The sequence below is a fragment of the Paraburkholderia caffeinilytica genome (genome assembly GCF_051027425.1).
GTDB lineage: Bacteria > Pseudomonadota > Gammaproteobacteria > Burkholderiales > Burkholderiaceae > Paraburkholderia > Paraburkholderia caffeinilytica_A.
Genome location: NZ_CP186553.1, coordinates 2,266,886 through 2,285,361, shown reverse-complemented (window position 1 = coordinate 2,285,361; position 18,476 = coordinate 2,266,886). Strand labels below are relative to the sequence as shown.

General features: G+C 58.4%; 9 protein-coding genes, 2 tRNA genes and 3 rRNA genes. 11 read left to right on the top strand and 3 right to left on the bottom strand.

Annotated features, from left to right (window positions below):
* Nucleotides 1-28: 28 nt before the first annotated feature.
* The 6 genes from ACOSV0_RS30560 to rrf all read left to right on the top strand — a co-directional run bounded on the left by ACOSV0_RS30560 (nucleotide 29) and on the right by rrf (nucleotide 7,072).
* Nucleotides 29-568 (top strand): vWA domain-containing protein, encoded by a 540-nt coding sequence (locus ACOSV0_RS30560; protein ID WP_434110977.1) that lies wholly within the window; start codon nucleotides 29-31, stop codon nucleotides 566-568.
* 1,146 nt (nucleotides 569-1,714) lie between these two features.
* Nucleotides 1,715-3,245: ribosomal RNA gene (locus ACOSV0_RS30555) — 16S ribosomal RNA — on the top strand.
* A gap of 77 nt (nucleotides 3,246-3,322) precedes the next feature.
* A tRNA-Ile gene (locus ACOSV0_RS30550) sits at nucleotides 3,323-3,399 on the top strand.
* Nucleotides 3,400-3,468: 69 nt separating this feature from the next.
* Nucleotides 3,469-3,544: transfer RNA gene (locus tag ACOSV0_RS30545), tRNA-Ala, on the top strand.
* A gap of 340 nt (nucleotides 3,545-3,884) precedes the next feature.
* Nucleotides 3,885-6,763, top strand: a 23S ribosomal RNA gene (locus ACOSV0_RS30540).
* A gap of 196 nt (nucleotides 6,764-6,959) precedes the next feature.
* Nucleotides 6,960-7,072, top strand: a 5S ribosomal RNA gene (gene rrf, locus ACOSV0_RS30535).
* Together the 16S, 23S and 5S rRNA genes with 2 tRNA genes alongside form the textbook arrangement of a ribosomal RNA operon.
* Before the next feature lie 269 nt (nucleotides 7,073-7,341).
* Here the strand turns inward: rrf and ACOSV0_RS30530 are convergent.
* The 3 genes from ACOSV0_RS30530 to ACOSV0_RS30520 all read right to left on the bottom strand — a co-directional run bounded on the left by ACOSV0_RS30530 (nucleotide 7,342) and on the right by ACOSV0_RS30520 (nucleotide 11,991).
* A complete protein-coding gene (locus tag ACOSV0_RS30530) occupies nucleotides 7,342-8,418 on the bottom strand; it encodes a lipocalin-like domain-containing protein (RefSeq protein ID WP_434110975.1) in 1,077 nt (358 codons plus the stop codon).
* Nucleotides 8,419-8,678: 260 nt separating this feature from the next.
* Nucleotides 8,679-11,249 carry an FtsX-like permease family protein gene (locus ACOSV0_RS30525; protein WP_434115900.1) on the bottom strand — a complete coding sequence of 857 codons (2,571 nt, stop codon included), beginning with the start codon at nucleotides 11,247-11,249 and terminating at the stop codon, nucleotides 8,679-8,681.
* Nucleotides 11,239-11,991 (bottom strand): ABC transporter ATP-binding protein, encoded by a 753-nt coding sequence (locus ACOSV0_RS30520; protein ID WP_434110973.1) that lies wholly within the window; start codon nucleotides 11,989-11,991, stop codon nucleotides 11,239-11,241. The genes ACOSV0_RS30525 and ACOSV0_RS30520 overlap by 11 nt, the downstream gene beginning before the upstream one ends.
* A 686-nt stretch (nucleotides 11,992-12,677) precedes the next feature.
* On the opposite strand from ACOSV0_RS30520, the gene ACOSV0_RS30515 reads away from it, so the two are divergent.
* The 5 genes from ACOSV0_RS30515 (at nucleotide 12,678) to cyoD (ending at nucleotide 18,457) form a co-directional block, all read left to right on the top strand.
* On the top strand, nucleotides 12,678-14,231 hold the full coding sequence (locus ACOSV0_RS30515) for an NADH-quinone oxidoreductase subunit M (protein WP_434110971.1): 1,554 nt from the start codon (nucleotides 12,678-12,680) through the stop codon (nucleotides 14,229-14,231).
* 372 nt (nucleotides 14,232-14,603) lie between these two features.
* Entirely contained in the window at nucleotides 14,604-15,503 is a 900-nt protein-coding gene (gene cyoA, locus ACOSV0_RS30510; RefSeq protein ID WP_434110970.1) for a ubiquinol oxidase subunit II, read from the top strand.
* A 3-nt stretch (nucleotides 15,504-15,506) separates the two neighbouring features.
* Complete coding sequence (gene cyoB, locus ACOSV0_RS30505) at nucleotides 15,507-17,495, top strand: cytochrome o ubiquinol oxidase subunit I (RefSeq protein WP_434110968.1); 1,989 nt, start codon at nucleotides 15,507-15,509, stop codon at nucleotides 17,493-17,495.
* Nucleotides 17,495-18,100: a cytochrome o ubiquinol oxidase subunit III gene (gene cyoC / locus ACOSV0_RS30500; RefSeq protein ID WP_434110966.1), complete on the top strand. Its 606-nt coding sequence runs from the start codon at nucleotides 17,495-17,497 to the stop codon at nucleotides 18,098-18,100. Before cyoB ends, cyoC begins: the two co-directional genes overlap by 1 nt.
* A complete protein-coding gene (gene cyoD, locus ACOSV0_RS30495) occupies nucleotides 18,101-18,457 on the top strand; it encodes a cytochrome o ubiquinol oxidase subunit IV (protein WP_434110965.1) in 357 nt (118 codons plus the stop codon).
* Nucleotides 18,458-18,476: the final 19 nt, after the last annotated feature.

Here is an 18,476-nt window from a genome sequence, read left to right as displayed (position 1 = left end):
TATCGCCTGGCTGCCGACGTTTGCCGCGATGCGTCAGGATGCCTTGCGTGCAGAGCATCTGCGGTTCGTGCGCGAGGTGCCGCGCGGTGGTGTGCTGCACTGTTTCGTGCTCGATTGTTCGGGTTCCATGCTGGGTGGTCAGCGTCTCGCACTTGCGAAAGGGTTGCTGAGTGCGTTGTTCGATCGTGCGAGTACTGCGCGGGCCGAGGCGGCGCTGGTGTGTTTTGGTGGGGCGGGTGCGGATTTGCGGTTTGGTCCTGCTGTGCCGCGTTGGTGGAATGAGCGGTGGCTAAGGCCGGTGGGTGGGGGCGGGGGGACGCCGCTTGCGTCTGGCGTGCGGCTGGCCGCGCAGGTGCTGGAGCGTAGCGCTCGACGTAAGCCTGCGCAGCAGCGCTGGTTGTGGATTCTGACTGATGGGCGTAGTGGTGATTGGCCGGTGCGGCCGCTTCACGCGGATGAGGTGGTGTTTGTTGATTTTGAGCAGGGTGCGGTGCGGTTGGGGCGTTGTGGGGTGATTGCCGGGGCTTGGGGGGCGGTGGTTTTTGAGCCGGAAGGGTTGATTGGATGAGGTGGTGGTGGAGTCGAGTCGCGCGCGACATGCCGAGTTTGCTCATGCGTGTTGGCCGCGCTCAGGGCTTCATGTTAGTCGCCAGTTTCGGCGATGCTGAAGCGCACAGTGAAGTGTGCGCGCGCGGATTGGGTTTTTGTTTGTTCTGTGCGGTTTGTTTTGTTTGCCTTGGGGTGTTGGCCTTTCCTTGCTTTCTTATTGGTTTATTAGCGTTTGCCCCTGTGCGGGGCGGCACTTACTTTCTTTGCCGCCGCAAAGAAAGATAAGCAAAGAAAGCGGCTCACACCGCTAATTCTGAAGCGGGTCCCCCGCACAGCCACGGTAGTGGTGCATCTGGAATCTGTGTCCTCGCACACTCCGCCCTGGTGACAAGGGCGTCATACTTCCGGCGACGCTGCGCGCGCCGAAGAGTATGTCGTGGGACCGCTCTGCGCGTTCGCGCTTCTCGTTTGTTCTTTGTCTTCTTGGCTCGCGCGCAGTTTCCACGGTTTCTATTGCGCGTCCTCGATTCGCTCGTTCTCGCTGCATCCCCTCATCTTCCCGATCTCCCGATCTCCCGATCTCCCGATCTCCCGATCTCCCGATCTCCCATCTCCCATCTCCCACGTCTCCCACGTCTCCCACGTCTCCCACGTCTCCGGTTGCGCGGGATCGGTCGATAGAGTTGGTGTTTCTCGCTTGCAAAAAATTGCAATTGCTGGTATTTGGCAAAAAATATCTCGGATAACTAAGTATTTTCGTGGTGCGCGAACTAGCGCTGGTTCGGTGCTTCTCAACTTTTTGAAAATAATTGCATGGGAGGGATTGACGACATGCCGACCGTTCTCCATAATCTCGTTTCTCTGCTGCAGATGCAGCGACGCAGAACGAAGCGGTGCCGGTGGTTGCGAGGTGTGCGGCGCGGTGCGGTTTCGGTAGTGAATGCGGATCGATCTTTAAAAATTAACAGCCGATAAGTGTGGGCGCTTGATGCGCGACGCGAGCTGGATCTTTCGGGGTCTGGCATAAGCGAAAGTATCAAGTCTCACACTAGTATTAAAGGAAGGTTTTCCTGTCGGGGTGGATTCACGCCGATGGGATGATCATTCGTCAGTACGTTGAGTGAGCGACCGGGTTCGAAAGAGCCCGAAAAACAGTAACAGGTTTGAACTGAAGAGTTTGATCCTGGCTCAGATTGAACGCTGGCGGCATGCCTTACACATGCAAGTCGAACGGCAGCACGGACTTCGGTCTGGTGGCGAGTGGCGAACGGGTGAGTAATACATCGGAACGTGTCCTGTAGTGGGGGATAGCCCGGCGAAAGCCGGATTAATACCGCATACGCTCTACGGAGGAAAGGGGGGGATCTTAGGACCTCTCGCTACAGGGGCGGCCGATGGCAGATTAGCTAGTTGGTGGGGTAAAGGCCTACCAAGGCGACGATCTGTAGCTGGTCTGAGAGGACGACCAGCCACACTGGGACTGAGACACGGCCCAGACTCCTACGGGAGGCAGCAGTGGGGAATTTTGGACAATGGGCGCAAGCCTGATCCAGCAATGCCGCGTGTGTGAAGAAGGCCTTCGGGTTGTAAAGCACTTTTGTCCGGAAAGAAAACCTCCGCCCTAATATGGTGGGGGGATGACGGTACCGGAAGAATAAGCACCGGCTAACTACGTGCCAGCAGCCGCGGTAATACGTAGGGTGCAAGCGTTAATCGGAATTACTGGGCGTAAAGCGTGCGCAGGCGGTTCGCTAAGACAGATGTGAAATCCCCGGGCTTAACCTGGGAACTGCATTTGTGACTGGCGGGCTAGAGTATGGCAGAGGGGGGTAGAATTCCACGTGTAGCAGTGAAATGCGTAGAGATGTGGAGGAATACCGATGGCGAAGGCAGCCCCCTGGGCCAATACTGACGCTCATGCACGAAAGCGTGGGGAGCAAACAGGATTAGATACCCTGGTAGTCCACGCCCTAAACGATGTCAACTAGTTGTCGGGTCTTCATTGACTTGGTAACGTAGCTAACGCGTGAAGTTGACCGCCTGGGGAGTACGGTCGCAAGATTAAAACTCAAAGGAATTGACGGGGACCCGCACAAGCGGTGGATGATGTGGATTAATTCGATGCAACGCGAAAAACCTTACCTACCCTTGACATGTATGGAACCCTGCTGAGAGGTGGGGGTGCCCGAAAGGGAGCCATAACACAGGTGCTGCATGGCTGTCGTCAGCTCGTGTCGTGAGATGTTGGGTTAAGTCCCGCAACGAGCGCAACCCTTGTCCCTAGTTGCTACGCAAGAGCACTCTAGGGAGACTGCCGGTGACAAACCGGAGGAAGGTGGGGATGACGTCAAGTCCTCATGGCCCTTATGGGTAGGGCTTCACACGTCATACAATGGTCGGAACAGAGGGTTGCCAAGCCGCGAGGTGGAGCCAATCCCAGAAAACCGATCGTAGTCCGGATCGCACTCTGCAACTCGAGTGCGTGAAGCTGGAATCGCTAGTAATCGCGGATCAGCATGCCGCGGTGAATACGTTCCCGGGTCTTGTACACACCGCCCGTCACACCATGGGAGTGGGTTTTACCAGAAGTGGCTAGTCTAACCGCAAGGAGGACGGTCACCACGGTAGGATTCATGACTGGGGTGAAGTCGTAACAAGGTAGCCGTATCGGAAGGTGCGGCTGGATCACCTCCTTTCTCGAGCTAACGTGTCAATGCGTTGAGCGCTCACGCTTATCGGCTGTGAATTAGGACAGTAAGTCAGACAGACTGAGGGGTCTGTAGCTCAGTCGGTTAGAGCACCGTCTTGATAAGGCGGGGGTCGATGGTTCGAATCCATCCAGACCCACCATTGTCTTGTCTGCGATGGCTGCGCTAGTCGATGAACCCTGAAGTGTGATGATGCTATCTGTGCATGACTGGGGGATTAGCTCAGCTGGGAGAGCACCTGCTTTGCAAGCAGGGGGTCGTCGGTTCGATCCCGTCATCCTCCACCAATCTTCAATGCCGGTTTTACTGCGGCAAGCCCTGAAAGGGGTTTGCGGTGTAGTGAAACAGGCATTGGCGATTGAGCCAGTCAGAGTGATACGCGGTTATAGCAATCGTGATATCGGCTGTCGTTCTTTAACAATCAGGAAGAAGTAGTAAAGAGATTCACGAAAGCATACTTAGAGATGGGTGTGTGAGTAGGTGAATCAGGGTTGTGATTGTATCAATGTATTTTTAAGTGATCGAAAGATTGCTTTGGAATACGGCGCAACACGAATACTCAACCTGTAGCGATTGTGGCGAAGGTGGCATTCCCAGTGAATGACACATGAGACACACCCGTTATAGGGTCAAGCGAACAAGTGCATGTGGTGGATGCCTTGGCGATCACAGGCGATGAAGGACGCGGTAGCCTGCGAAAAGCGACGGGGAGCTGGCAAACGAGCTTTGATCCGTCGATGTCCGAATGGGGAAACCCACCTCTTTTGAGGTATCCGTAACTGAATACATAGGTTACGTGAAGCGAACGCGGTGAACTGAAACATCTAAGTAACCGCAGGAAAAGAAATCAACCGAGATTCCCAGAGTAGTGGCGAGCGAAATGGGATCAGCCTGTACTCTTTATTCTTATTGTTAGTCGAAGGCTCTGGAAAGTGCCGCCATAGCAGGTGATAGCCCTGTAGACGAAAACAGTTTGAAAGAACTAGGTGTACGACAAGTAGGGCGGGACACGTGAAATCCTGTCTGAAGATGGGGGGACCATCCTCCAAGGCTAAATACTCGTGATCGACCGATAGTGAACCAGTACCGTGAGGGAAAGGCGAAAAGAACCCCGGGAGGGGAGTGAAACAGATCCTGAAACCGCATGCATACAAACAGTCGGAGCCTCGCAAGGGGTGACGGCGTACCTTTTGTATAATGGGTCAGCGACTTACATTCAGTGGCAAGCTTAACCGATTAGGGCAGGCGTAGCGAAAGCGAGTCCGAACAGGGCGTTCAGTCGCTGGGTGTAGACCCGAAACCAGGTGATCTATCCATGGCCAGGATGAAGGTGCGGTAACACGTACTGGAGGTCCGAACCCACTAACGTTGAAAAGTTAGGGGATGAGCTGTGGATAGGGGTGAAAGGCTAAACAAACCTGGAAATAGCTGGTTCTCTCCGAAAACTATTTAGGTAGTGCCTCGTGTATCACCTTCGGGGGTAGAGCACTGTCATGGTTGTGGGGTCCATTGCGGATTACTACGCCATAGCAAACTCCGAATACCGAAGAGTGCAATCACGGGAGACAGACATCGGGTGCTAACGTCCGGTGTCAAGAGGGAAACAACCCAGACCGCCAGCTAAGGTCCCCAAATATTGCTAAGTGGGAAACGAAGTGGGAAGGCTAAAACAGTCAGGAGGTTGGCTTAGAAGCAGCCATCCTTTAAAGAAAGCGTAATAGCTCACTGATCGAGTCGTCCTGCGCGGAAGATGTAACGGGGCTAAGCAATATACCGAAGCTGCGGATGCACATTTATGTGCATGGTAGGAGAGCGTTCCGTAAGCCTGCGAAGGTGCACTGGAAAGTGTGCTGGAGGTATCGGAAGTGCGAATGCTGACATGAGTAGCGATAAAGGGGGTGAAAGGCCCCCTCGCCGTAAGCCCAAGGTTTCCTACGCAACGTTCATCGGCGTAGGGTGAGTCGGCCCCTAAGGCGAGGCAGAAATGCGTAGCTGATGGGAAGCAGGTTAATATTCCTGCACCATTGTTAAATGCGATGGGGGGACGGATCGCGGAAGGTTGTCCGGGTGTTGGAAGTCCCGGTCCTTGCATTGGAGAAGGCGCTTTGGCAAATCCGGGCGCGGAATTCAAGGGTGCGAGGCCATTCACTTAGGTGAAGAAGCAACTGGAAGTGGTTCCAAGAAAAGCCTCTAAGCTTCAGTTTAACAGGACCGTACCGCAAACCGACACAGGTGGGCGAGATGAGTATTCTAAGGCGCTTGAGAGAACTCGGGAGAAGGAACTCGGCAAATTGGTACCGTAACTTCGGGATAAGGTACGCCCCTGTAGCTTGACTGGCCTGCGCCAGAAGGGTGAAGGGGTTGCAATAAACTGGTGGCTGCGACTGTTTAATAAAAACACAGCACTCTGCAAACACGAAAGTGGACGTATAGGGTGTGACGCCTGCCCGGTGCCGGAAGATTAAATGATGGGGTGCAAGCTCTTGATTGAAGTCCCGGTAAACGGCGGCCGTAACTATAACGGTCCTAAGGTAGCGAAATTCCTTGTCGGGTAAGTTCCGACCTGCACGAATGGCGTAACGATGGCCACACTGTCTCCTCCCGAGACTCAGCGAAGTTGAAGTGTTTGTGATGATGCAATCTCCCCGCGGCTAGACGGAAAGACCCCATGAACCTTTACTGTAGCTTTGCATTGGACTTTGAACCGATCTGTGTAGGATAGGTGGGAGGCTATGAAGCGTGGACGCCAGTCTGCGTGGAGCCGTCCTTGAAATACCACCCTGGTTTGTTTGAGGTTCTAACCTTGGTCCGTTATCCGGACTGGGGACAGTGCATGGTAGGCAGTTTGACTGGGGCGGTCTCCTCCCAAAGTGTAACGGAGGAGTACGAAGGTACGCTAGGTACGGTCGGAAATCGTGCTGATAGTGCAATGGCATAAGCGTGCTTAACTGCGAGACCGACAAGTCGAGCAGGTGCGAAAGCAGGTCATAGTGATCCGGTGGTTCTGTATGGAAGGGCCATCGCTCAACGGATAAAAGGTACTCTGGGGATAACAGGCTGATACCGCCCAAGAGTTCATATCGACGGCGGTGTTTGGCACCTCGATGTCGGCTCATCTCATCCTGGGGCTGTAGCCGGTCCCAAGGGTATGGCTGTTCGCCATTTAAAGAGGTACGTGAGCTGGGTTTAAAACGTCGTGAGACAGTTTGGTCCCTATCTGCCGTGGGCGCTGGATATTTGAAGGGGGCTGCTCCTAGTACGAGAGGACCGGAGTGGACGAACCTCTGGTGTACCGGTTGTCACGCCAGTGGCATCGCCGGGTAGCTATGTTCGGAAGAGATAACCGCTGAAAGCATCTAAGCGGGAAACTCGCCTTAAGATGAGATATCCCCGGGGCTTCGAGCCCCTTGAAGGGTCGTTCAAGACCAGGACGTTGATAGGTCAGGTGTGGAAGCGCAGTAATGCGTTAAGCTAACTGATACTAATTGCCCGTAAGGCTTGATCCTATAACAGGTGTGTTTCGTTTCGGGTTGCGCTTTAGCGCTTAGCCGAAACAACCCCCGCAGGGGGCAGCACACAGGTTGAGATCAGTGTTGTGCCGGAAACAACACAACCCCCGAATCTCCCTCTGGTGAGCATCACCAGAAACTACTTCTTCCAGATTGGCTGTCTTGCCCCAAGGCACTACAGCAACAAGTCATGCCTGATGACCATAGCGAGTCGGTCCCACCCCTTCCCATCCCGAACAGGACCGTGAAACGACTCCACGCCGATGATAGTGCGGATTCCCGTGTGAAAGTAGGTAATCGTCAGGCTCCCCTGCAGCAACAGAAACCCCACCCCAAAAAGGTGGGGTTTCTGCGTTTACGGCGCCAAGGAACAGCTCGGCAAAGCAGACCCGGAAAGCAGATCCGGGAAAGCAGACCCGGAACAGGCCTTCGCCTTCTGCCTTGCCATCACGGCGGCCACGCCGCGTCCACGCCAGGGCCGTGCGCAGCCCGGCAGCCGGTCCGTCGGCCACGGCTGGACCGGAAAATCCCCGCCGGCGCGCACCCTGCCTGCTACGCGCCGGTTCCTCCGGCGCTCACTCCTTCCCGATCCGCAGCGCGTTCGCGTAACCCGTCAGTTCCAGATACGCGCGCCCAACGTCCACCCCTTCACGGCTCACCCGCACCGCACCTTCCCAATACACCGCGCCGGTCGATTGACGGGAATCGAGCTCCTGGTCGTCCATCAGCGGATCGAGGCGCCACATCAACGCACCGGTCTTGACCGTCATCGAGATGGGATACGACGTGTTCGTGCGTGGCGAGCGCCATGTGCGAACCGGAGTGAAGTCGACCTCATCGTGGCCAAATGTCTTTACCTGACCATCGCGATTTCTCAGTGCTGCGTGAGCCCATACCGTGTGTCCATCGCGACTGCGGACCTTGAAAGCCATCAAAGCCGAGCCATCCGTCAGGTTGGCGCCAAGCCAATCCCATCCGACCGCGTCAGTATCGAGCAAGGTGCTCGACCATTCGTGATCGAGCCATGCCGCCCCGGTGACGGCCGTTTCGCCCCTCGAATTACCGCCTGCCGCGATCGGCCGAACCACGCTGCCGCTCACGCGTAATTGCGGCTCGCTGTAGTAATAGCTCGCCTGTTCAGGCCGTGGACCTTTGCGCGAGTAGCCGTGTTCGCCCTGGACCAGCGGTGTCTGTGTCGGCGTCAGCGCGAGATGTAGCGCGAATCCGTTCGCGTCGACTGTAACGTCGTAGTGACCATCGGCGGCACGGATGATTTTCCATGCATCGAGTTTGACGTCAGTGTTGTCCGGCTTCGCGTACGCGAGCCCGAAACCTTGGCGGGCAATACGCTGATCGTGCGCGAGATGACCGAGTGCGGGATCGCTTAAGGCGGCATGAGCAATGATCAATTGCGACGGCGCGAATGCACTCGGATCGGCCGCATCATGGTCAGTCGCCGAGCGGAAGAACGTGATCTGGAAACCAAGCGGCTGATTGTCCGGTGTCGTGAGCCAGCCTGTCGCATACCACCATTCGGTGCGAAAAGCCGGGTGTGCGCCGGTGTCTTGCGGAAGGGCGATCGGATGATCCGACGTGACCGCCGCGAACTCGGCGGTGGCGGTGAACGCAGGCGCGCCAGCTAGCATGCTCATACAAAGCAATGCGACACGAGCCTTGGCGCTTAGCCGCCGCGCACTCACAACGCGAGACAACGCCACGGGTAATGTGCGCGATAAGGCCGCGGCGAGCCAGAGGCGCTTCGTGCAATAAAAACGAGCCACTCGACCAACACGCTTAGGTCGACAATTTTGCCCAACGCCAACGCCAACGCCAACGCCAACGCCAACGCCAACGCCAACGCCAACGCCCTCATGCATCAATGCCCGAACCATCTCGCGCGACAACCCCACCATCACCAATCCTCCTTCACCGCGCGCACCGCATCCACCGATACGGCGCCGCGCCCCGCAATCACGGCCGTCGAACACGACGAGGCGAGCATCACCAACGCCACCGTGCCGAGCACCGTCCACGGAACGTGCAGCGACATGCTCCAATGAAACGACTGCGGATTGACGACGAACACCAGGATCAGACTAATCGCGAATCCGAGAACGAAGCCCATCGCGATGCCGCAAGCAGTGAGCATTCCGCCTTCGAGCGCGAGAATCGAAAGAACTTGCGAGCGGGTTACGCCCACATGCCGCAGCATGCCGAACTCCCTCGCTCGTGCGAGTGTTTGCGCAGAGAACGTCGCAGCGACACCGAACAGCCCGATCACAATCGCGACACCCTCGAGCAGATAAGTGACGGCAAAACTCCGATCGAAGATAACCAGCGTACGCGCGCGAATTTCACCCGGCAGCGAAAGATCGAGCGACGCACCGTAAGGCAGTGCACGCAGTCCGGCAATCACGTGGTCGACGCTCACTCCAGGTTGAACGGTGACAGCCACATCCGTCGCGCTTGTATCGCCGGTTAAGCGCCGGTAATCCGAAAGCCGTATCTGGATCGCCCCGGTCTGACGCACGTAATCGCGCCATATGCCGGCCACAACGAACACGTGACCGCGCTCGCCGAGCGGCAACTGCACGCGCTGACCGAGCTTATATCCATACAGATCGACCATTGCTTCGGATACCCAAACAGGTATCTCACCCTCATGCAACGAGGAGAGGGGCAGCACCGCCCCAGTCATCTGCAGATTCGCGCCTGGATCGCCGGCGTCGATTTCACGCGCGAGCACGGCGACGTCCGGTCGTGCAGGATCGAGCGTGAGATGCGAAGTGCGGGCAAACGCGGCGGTCCTGATGCCGGGCACGGCGGCCAGCAGCCCCTGTTCGTCAGGGCGCAAGCCGCCGGTGTCACCGTTCGGTGCAACGCGAACGTACAGATCGGCCGAAAGCAGATGGCCCAGCCAGTCTTCGACGGAAACGCGGAAGCTGGCCACCATGATCGCCATCGCGACGATCAGCGCGAAGCTCGACAGCACGCCGCCCATCGCGATCGACGCATGGCCCGGGGCATTCGCGAGACGCGCGAGAGCCAACGTGCTCGCCGCACCGGCGCGACGTCGCGCGCCGAGTGCTCGGCACGCTGCGCCAAAGATCAGCGCGGTCACACGCGGCATCAGCGCAATTCCGCCGACCAGCAACAGCGCAACGGCCAGATAGCCGCCGATAGGCGCATCGAACAACGGCGGCGCCTGCGTGAGCACGGCGGCAACCAGCAGACATGCCAAAGCGGGCCACGGCGTAGCGAGTCGCGCCAACGCGCCTTCTTCGGCGCCGGCTTTGAGCGCCGCTGCGGGCCGCGCACGCGCCGCTTCCAGTGCGGGTGCAAGACTGCCTAATACCGACACTACGATGCCGAGCGCCAGAAATAGCGCGGTCGCCAGCGGTTCGAAACCGACGCGCGGCTGCACGCCGGGAAAGTAGCCGCCGCCCAGATCGCTGCCGAAAAAGCGCAACGCGCCGCTCGCCAAGGCATAGCCGAGCGCAAGTCCGGACAGCGAACCGAGCAGGCCGAGCAGCGCGCCTTCCATCAGGATCTGCCGTAACAACTGGCCACGCGTCAGACCAAGCACGCGAAGCATGGCGAACTGCGCACGGCGTCGCACGACACCCAGCGCCTGCGTCGAAAACACCAGAAAGGCGCCGGTGAAAAGCGCCACCAGCGCGAGCACATTCATATTGATCCGGTAGGCGCGCGACAGACGATCGGTCCGGCTTTCGGCATCGCGCGTCTCGGATATCACCCACTGCCTGCCGAGTCGCGCTTGCAGGTCACGCTTGAAGCGTTCCCGGTCGACGCCGCGTTCGAGTTGCACGTCGATACGCGACAGCTTGCCCACCTTGCCGAACTTCCACTGAGCAGCGGCGATATCCATGACCGCGAGCCGCTGACCCGGCCGCGTTCTCACAAGCCCGCCCGCCACGCGAAAATGCACGGTGGACGTGCCGCTTCGCAGCGCCACGTCATCGCCAATTTTCACCTTCAGCCATTGCTGCGCGGCCGGCGAAAGAAACACCGTATTGGCCGCGAGCGTATCGAACGGTCGCTCCGGGGAAGGCACGCCGATCAGATCAGGCGCAATGCGGCTGGCCTTGAATACATCGATGCCGAGCACAGGCAGCGCGGCGTTCTGATCCGGCACGGTGACATCGAGAGCGAGTACGGGGCTCGCCAGCACCACACCGGGCTCGTTCGACAAACGCGGATAGATGGACTCGTCGAATAAAGGTTGTGCGCCGCGCACCTGCAGATCGGCCTGGCCCGACAGGCTGCGAGCCGCCGCCGAGAATTCGTTGAAGGCCGCGCTGTTGATCAATTGAACGGCGTAGCCCAATGCGACGCCGAGCGCGATCGTTGCGATCGCGACCAGGGCGCGTCCGCGATGGCTGCGCCACTCCGCGCCCAACAGCCAACGCGCAAGCATGCGATGACCGCGCATTCGTTGCAGTGGGTGTGGATCAGCGTGCATCATCGGCCGAACGCGCAATGGATCGAGCGTCGGGTGACGAACCGGAAAACGCGGTACGTCCGGACGACGATGCGTGCAAGCCGCCTTCGCTCAGAATCAGAATGCGATCCGCCACGGCCGCGGCTGCTTCCGAGTGCGTGACCATGATGGTGGCCGCGCCGGTTGCCTTGCTTTGCGTGCGGAACAGGCCGAGCACGTCGTGAGCGGTATCGGGATCGAGGTTGCCGGTGGGTTCGTCGGCAAGAATCAGTTTCGGGCGATGCACCAGCGCCCGCGCAATGGCGACGCGCTGTAACTCGCCGCCCGACAACTGCCGCGGAAAATCGTCGCCTCGGCCGCTCAGGCCGACGGCCGCGAGCATATCGAGCGCGCCCGCCGTGGGTAGATCGTTGAGCAGCAGCGGCAGAGCGACATTCTGCGCAAGTGTCAGATGCGGCAGCACGTGAAACGCCTGGAACACGAAGCCGAGTTTTTGCCGGCGCAAGCGCGTTGCCGCGTTGTCATCCAGGCGCGAGACCGCGCTGCCGTCGATGATCACGTCGCCGCTATCCGCGCTGTCGAGCCCTGCAATAAGGTTCAGCAGCGTCGATTTGCCGACGCCGGAGTCACCCATGATCGCGACGAACTCACCCGGCGCGAGTGTGAAATCGAGGTGTGCCAGCACGATGCGCCCGGCGCCGTAGGTCTTGCTCAGCTCGCGGCATTCGAGCGCGGGAACGACACCTTCATCACGAAGCACCATGCGGAATCCGATAAGTCTGGCTGGTGAGGGCGGCGTCTAACCGTGCAGGAAACTACCATGCTGCGCACGAGCGTCGACCCTTGAACCGCCGAAGTATATTCGGGTTTTGTAAGGCTCGCAGATACATGCGACCGTTGCCCGATACGCATCTGGAAGCAGGCGGGTGACTGGATAACGCGGGTCTTTTTCGGCGCGCACGGACGCTTCTTTAGAGTGCCGGATCAAAAAAATTTTCTGCGCGCGGACGCGCTAAATTTTTGCCAACTCCCCGAAACCGCCCCTGATGGTGTGTCATGCACCAGCATGATCTATTTCAATTCAATCGTTGCGTGGAAGCGTTTGTGCAAGAGTGCTTAAATCCCGCTCAACTGCTTTCTTCTCCATGCAAAAAGCATGGTGAGAATCCCTCGACGACGAATTTGTGCGTTTGCACATTTTCTGGCGTTTCGCAAGGGCAGGCGTGGCAACAATGCATTGTGAAAGGCGTCGCAGCATTGTTGCGCTGCAAAAGTATTCTTATCTTGGTAATCTCCCACCCTTGGTCATTCGACTGCGGGTAAACGTGGAGCAGGCAGCACCGCTTCGACGTCAATTTCAGCGAAATCCAGCCTACATATCCATTTCAATGCTTTCGTTTTTGAAGGCATTGATGCGGCGTTTTGTATTTCAAGTTTTCAACCGAACACATGCCATTGCCTCCGCTTCTTAGCCTACTCATCTGGATCCCTATTGTCGCCGGCCTGGTGGTTTTGCGTGCCGGATCTGACGCGGCACGTAGTCGCACGCGATGGCTTGCGCTGATAGGCGCGGTGGCGGGCTTCCTGCCGGTGATTCCGCTCGTGTCGAATTTCCGCAACGATGTGACGTCGATGCAGTTCGTCGAGAACGTCCGCTGGTCGCCTACGTTCGATATTGCATGGCATGTCGGGGTGGACGGGATTTCGCTGTGGCTCGTCGCGCTGACCGCGCTGACCACGATCATCATCGTGGTCGCCTCGTGGGAATCGATCACCGAGCGCACCGCGCAGTACTTCGGCGCGTTCCTGATGCTGTCGGGCTTCATGCAGGGCGTGTTCACGTCGATGGACGGCATGCTGTTCTTCATCTCGTTCGAAGCGACGCTGATTCCGCTGTACCTGCTGATCGGCACGTGGGGCAATTCGAACCGCTCGTATGCCGCGGTGAAGTTCTTCTTCGTCTCGTTCCTCGGCTCGCTGATGATGCTGATGTCGATGCTGTACCTGTATGCGCAGACGCATAGTTTCGACCTCGCGCTGTGGCGCGAAACGCATCTCGGCACCTGGCCGCAAGTGCTGATCTTCCTCGGCTTCCTTGCTGCGTTCGGCGTCAAGGTGCCGATGTGGCCGCTGCATACGTGGCTGCCCGACGTTCACCTCGACGGCCCGACCGGCGCCGCTGTGATGATCGGCATGCTCAAGCTGGGCGGTTACGGTCTGCTGCGTTTCGCGCTGCCGATCGCCCCGCAGGCCAGCCATTTCTTCGCGCCGATGATGATCACGTTGTCGCTGGTCGCGGTGATCTATTCGAGTCTGCTGGCGCTCGTGCAGACCGACATGCGCCGCCTGCTCGCGTACTCGACGATTGCGCACATGGGGCTTGTGACACTCGGCCTGTTCGTCTTCAACCGCATCGGCCAGGCCGGCGCGATCGTGCAGATGCTGTCGTACGGCGTGGTGTCCGGCGCAATGCTGTTGTGCACGGGCATGCTGTTCGATCGTACGAAGACCGCTTCGATCGCCGAATACGGCGGCGTCGCCAACACCATGCCGCGCTTCGCCGCGTTCGTGATGCTGTTCTCGATGGCCAATATCGGCCTGCCGGGCACCTCGGGTTTTGTCGGCGAGTTCATGGTGCTGATGGGCGCGATTCGCTTCAATTTCTGGATCGGCGCAATCGCCGCGACCACGTTGGTCCTGAGCGCGGCCTACACGCTGTGGATGTACAAGCGCGTGATTTTCGGCGCGATCGCCAATGCACGCGTCGCGAAGCTGCAGGACCTCGGCAAGCGCGAGTTCGTGTTGCTCGGCGCGATGGCTTTGCTGGTGCTGGCCATCGGTATCAATCCGAAGCCGTTCACCGATGCGATCGACCCGTCGGTCGGTACGCTGCTGGCTCAGTCGGAACGAAGCACACATCCTTCGGATTCCGTACCGGCTGACGGTGGCGAGCATCTGCAGGCGGCGGCGCCAGCTGTCGTCGCGGCACGCACGCCGGGCTAACCGGAACGCAGTACAGTGCAGGTGCAGCATTCTTCGCACGGATGCAGCGCCTGCCGACGTGATTTTTCGCATCGACGCAGATCCATTTCAAGCACTAAAGCGCAGCGTAACCATTCAGGCTGCGCTGCGTTTTAGTGCTTGTTTAACGGGATTTTCGTGATCTGGCGAATACGCCGACGCTTTGCAAGAGTGCATTGCAGATTCACACATGCGCACAGCCGTGCGGCAACGTGTCGCACGGTGTTGCGACGCAATAGATTGTTGCTGAATCGGGTGTTTATATCCCCTTGACGTCCCCCTATTATGCGATCGCTTACTAAGGGAGAGCGGTCGAATGACGTTCGTTGAAGTCGTAAAAGAAGGGCAATGGATATGAAAGGAAAGACTCTGCGTGGGTCGATAAGTTTCCTGTCCACCGGCCTCGTGTTGTTGCTCTCGGGTTGCAGCAATCTCGATATTTTGAATCCGAAGGGGAGTGTGGGGCTGGCCGAACGTGAGCTGATTGCCACGTCGGTCTGGGCCATGCTGATCGTGGTCGTTCCGGTTATCGCGCTCACGCTGTTTTTTGCATGGCGCTATCGCGCGTCGAACAGGAATGCCGAATACAAGCCGGGCTGGGTGCATTCCACCGGCATTGAAATCGCCATCTGGACGATTCCGACGCTGATCATTCTTTTCCTCGCCGTGTTGACGTGGAAGAGCACGCACGAACTCGATCCGTATAAGCCGCTCGAGTCGCAGGTCAAGCCGATCAACGTCGAAGTCGTCGCACTCGACTGGAAGTGGCTCTTCATCTACCCCGACCTCGGCATTGCATCGGTGAACCAGCTGGCGTTCCCGGTCGGCACGCCGGTGAACTTCCTCATCACGTCCGACACGGTGATGAACTCCTTCTTCATTCCGCAACTCGGCGGCCAGATCTACGCAATGGCGGGCATGCAAACGCGTCTGCATCTGATCGCCGACGAAGCCGGCAACTACGCGGGCACTGCGGCGAACTTCAGCGGCAAGGGTTTCTCGGACATGAAGTTCCGCGCACTCGCTACGTCGCCTGACGAGTTCAACGCGTGGGTCGCCAAGGTACGCGGCTCGTCCGACCGCCTCGACATGGACCGCTATCACGCGATGTCGGCGCCTACCGAGAAAGAGCCGGTGCGCTACTTCTCGTCGGTCGATCCGAAGCTCTTTCACAACATCATTGCCCGATACAACAACGGTAACGTCATCGACAACATGAACGACGCTAACTGTGCGCCAAAGGGTAAGGGGTAAGGCATGTTCGGAAAACTTACACTCGATGCGATTCCGTATCACGAGCCAATCATCGTGGGCGCGGGCGTCTTCATGGCGCTCGTCGGGCTGGCCGTGCTGGGCACGGTCACGTATCTCGGCAAATGGCGCTACCTGTGGACGGAATGGCTGACCTCCGTCGACCACAAGAAGCTCGGCGTCATGTACATCATCGTGGCGATGATCATGCTGCTGCGCGGCTTCTCGGACGCGATCATGATGCGTTTGCAGCAGGCGCTCGGCTATCTGAGCCCCGGCTATCTGCCGCCGCATCACTACGACCAGGTGTTCACGGCCCACGGCGTCATCATGATTTTCTTCATGGCGATGGCGTTCATGATCGGCCTGATGAACCTGATCGTGCCGCTGCAGATCGGCGCGCGCGACGTCGCGTTCCCGTTCATCAACTCGTTGAGCTTCTGGATGACCGCGGTTAGCGCGATTCTGATCAACGTGTCGCTGGTGATCGGCGAGTTCGCGCAAACGGGCTGGCTGGCTTATCCGCCGCTATCCGAATTGCAGTTCAGTCCGGGTGTCGGGGTCGACTATTACCTGTGGAGTTTGCAGCTCTCCGGTATCGGCACCTTGCTCACTGGTGTGAACTTCTTCGCGACCATCGTGAAGATGCGCGCCCCGGGCATGACCTGGATGAAGATGCCGGTGTTCACGTGGACCGCGCTCTGCACCAACGTGCTGATCATGGCCTCGTTCCCGATTCTGACTGTGACGCTCGCGTTGCTCGGTCTGGACCGCTATCTCGGCATGCACTTCTTCACGAATGACGGCGGCGGCAACGCCATGCTGTACCTGAACCTGATCTGGGCATGGGGTCACCCGGAGGTGTACATCCTGATCCTGCCGGCGTTCGGTATCTTCTCGGAAGTCGTGGCCACCTTCGCCAAGAAGCCGCTGTTCGGCTACAAGACGATGGTATGGGCAACCTGCGCGATCATGGTGCTGTCGTTCCTCGTGTGGCTGCACCACTTCTTCACGATGGGGTCGGGCGCTGACGTCAACGCGTTCTTCGGTATTGCGACGATGGTGATTGCGATTCCGACCGGCGTGAAAGTGTTCAACTGGTTGTTCACGATTTACAAGGGCCGTCTGGAATTCACCACACCCGTGTTGTGGACGATCGGCTTCATGATCACGTTCACGATCGGCGGCATGACCGGCGTGATGATGGCGATCCCGGGCGCGGACTTCGTGCTGCACAACAGCCTGTTCCTGATCGCGCACTTCCATAACGTGATTATCGGTGGCGTGCTGTTCGGTTATCTGGCCGGTTTCAACTACTGGTTCCCGAAAGCATTCGGTTTCAAGCTGAATGAAAAGCTCGGCAAGGCAGCGTTCTGGTTCTGGCTGGTCGGCTTCTATGTCGCCTTCATGCCGCTGTACGTGCTCGGCTTCATGGGCATGACGCGCCGTCTGAATCACTACGACAATCCGGCATGGCATCCGTGGCTGATCCTCGCTGCGTTCGGCGCAGGGCTGATCGCTATCGGCATTGCTTGCCAACTGGCGCAGTTGTACGTCAGCATCCGCGACCGCAATCTGCCGGAAAACCGCGACGTCACCGGCGATCCGTGGAATGGCCACACGCTGGAATGGGCAATGAGCTCGCCGCCGCCGGTGTACAACTTCGCGCTCATCCCGACGGTACGCAAGCTGGACGCGTTCACCGACATGAAGTCGCGTAAAGCGCCGCAAAGCGAGCCGGTGTATCGCGACATTCATATGCCGTCGAATACCTCGGCGGGTCTGCTGGTCGGGCTGTTCTCGCTGGCGCTCGGGTTTGCCGGTGTATGGCACATCTGGTGGCTGGCGATCGTCGGCCTGGTCGGTGCAATCGGCACGGTGATCGTCTATAGCTTCCAGGACAACGACGGCTATTACATTCCGGCCGACACCGTTGCGCTGATCGAAGAGAAGCGCGCCGGCGCGGGTGCCCACATTGCGGTTGAGGTGGACTGATGCTACAGAAGACTATTGCGGTTCAACCGCATCTCGCGCCGGACCATGTGCCGTCGCAATCGGTATTCGGTTTCTGGCTGTACCTGATGACCGACTGCATCATCTTTGCCGCGTTGTTCGCCGTATTCGCGGTGATGGGCCACCAGTTCGCGGGTGGTCCGAGCGGCAAGGATCTGTTCGAGATCCCGGGCGTCGCGCTTGAAACGTCGATGCTGCTGCTGAGCAGTATCACGTACGGCTTCGCGATGCTGGGCGCGCACAAGAACAGGAAGGGCGTGCTGCTCTTCTGGCTCGGCGTGACCTTCCTGCTGGGTCTCGCGTTCCTCGTGCTGGAAATGCGCGAGTTCTCGCACCTGATCGCAGAGGGCGCAGGCCCGAGCCGCAGCGCGTTCCTGTCGTCGTTCTTTACGCTGGTCGGCACGCACGGTTTGCACGTGACGTGCGGCCTGATCTGGATGGTGGTGCTCGCGATTCAGGTGATGCGTCATCGCGATCTGACCGAACGCGACATGATTCGCCTGACGTGCCTGAGCCTTTTCTGGCACTTTCTGGATGTCGTGTGGATCGGCGTCTTCACCTTTGTCTATCTTGCGAGCGTGATCTAAATGGACCATAGCCATCACTCACACCTGGCGCACCCGGACGAAGGACATGGGGGCGAAAGTCACGGCAGCTTTGGCAGCTATACGATGGGTTTCATTCTCTCCGTCGTATTGACCGCCGCAGCCTTCGGCCTCGTGCTGAACGGCACGCTGACCGGCGAGAACGCCTTGCTCGCGATCGCGGGCCTCGCGCTCGTGCAGATCGTCGTGCACCTGATTTTCTTCCTGCACATGAATACGTCGTCGGCGCAGCGCTGGAACGTCATGGCATTCGGCTTTACGGTGCTGACGGCCGTGATTCTGATTGTCGGGTCATTGTGGATCATGCATAACGTCAGCATGCACATGATGTCGCGATAGGCGGAAAACGTAGTCGCTT

Bases quoted from the DNA above. Each gene is read 5' to 3' on its own strand.
- cyoC (WP_434110966.1), top strand. From the start codon at position 17,495: ATGCTACAGAAGACTATTGCGGTTCAACCGCATCTCGCGCCGGACCAT.
- ACOSV0_RS30525 (WP_434115900.1), bottom strand. From the start codon at position 11,249: ATGCACGCTGATCCACACCCACTGCAACGAATGCGCGGTCATCGCATG.
- ACOSV0_RS30515 (WP_434110971.1), top strand. From the start codon at position 12,678: ATGCCATTGCCTCCGCTTCTTAGCCTACTCATCTGGATCCCTATTGTC.
- ACOSV0_RS30560 (WP_434110977.1), top strand. From the start codon at position 29: ATGCGTCAGGATGCCTTGCGTGCAGAGCATCTGCGGTTCGTGCGCGAG.
- cyoB (WP_434110968.1), top strand. From the start codon at position 15,507: ATGTTCGGAAAACTTACACTCGATGCGATTCCGTATCACGAGCCAATC.
- cyoD (WP_434110965.1), top strand. From the start codon at position 18,101: ATGGACCATAGCCATCACTCACACCTGGCGCACCCGGACGAAGGACAT.
- ACOSV0_RS30520 (WP_434110973.1), bottom strand. From the start codon at position 11,991: ATGGTGCTTCGTGATGAAGGTGTCGTTCCCGCGCTCGAATGCCGCGAG.
- cyoA (WP_434110970.1), top strand. From the start codon at position 14,604: ATGAAAGGAAAGACTCTGCGTGGGTCGATAAGTTTCCTGTCCACCGGC.
- ACOSV0_RS30530 (WP_434110975.1), bottom strand. From the start codon at position 8,418: ATGAGCATGCTAGCTGGCGCGCCTGCGTTCACCGCCACCGCCGAGTTC.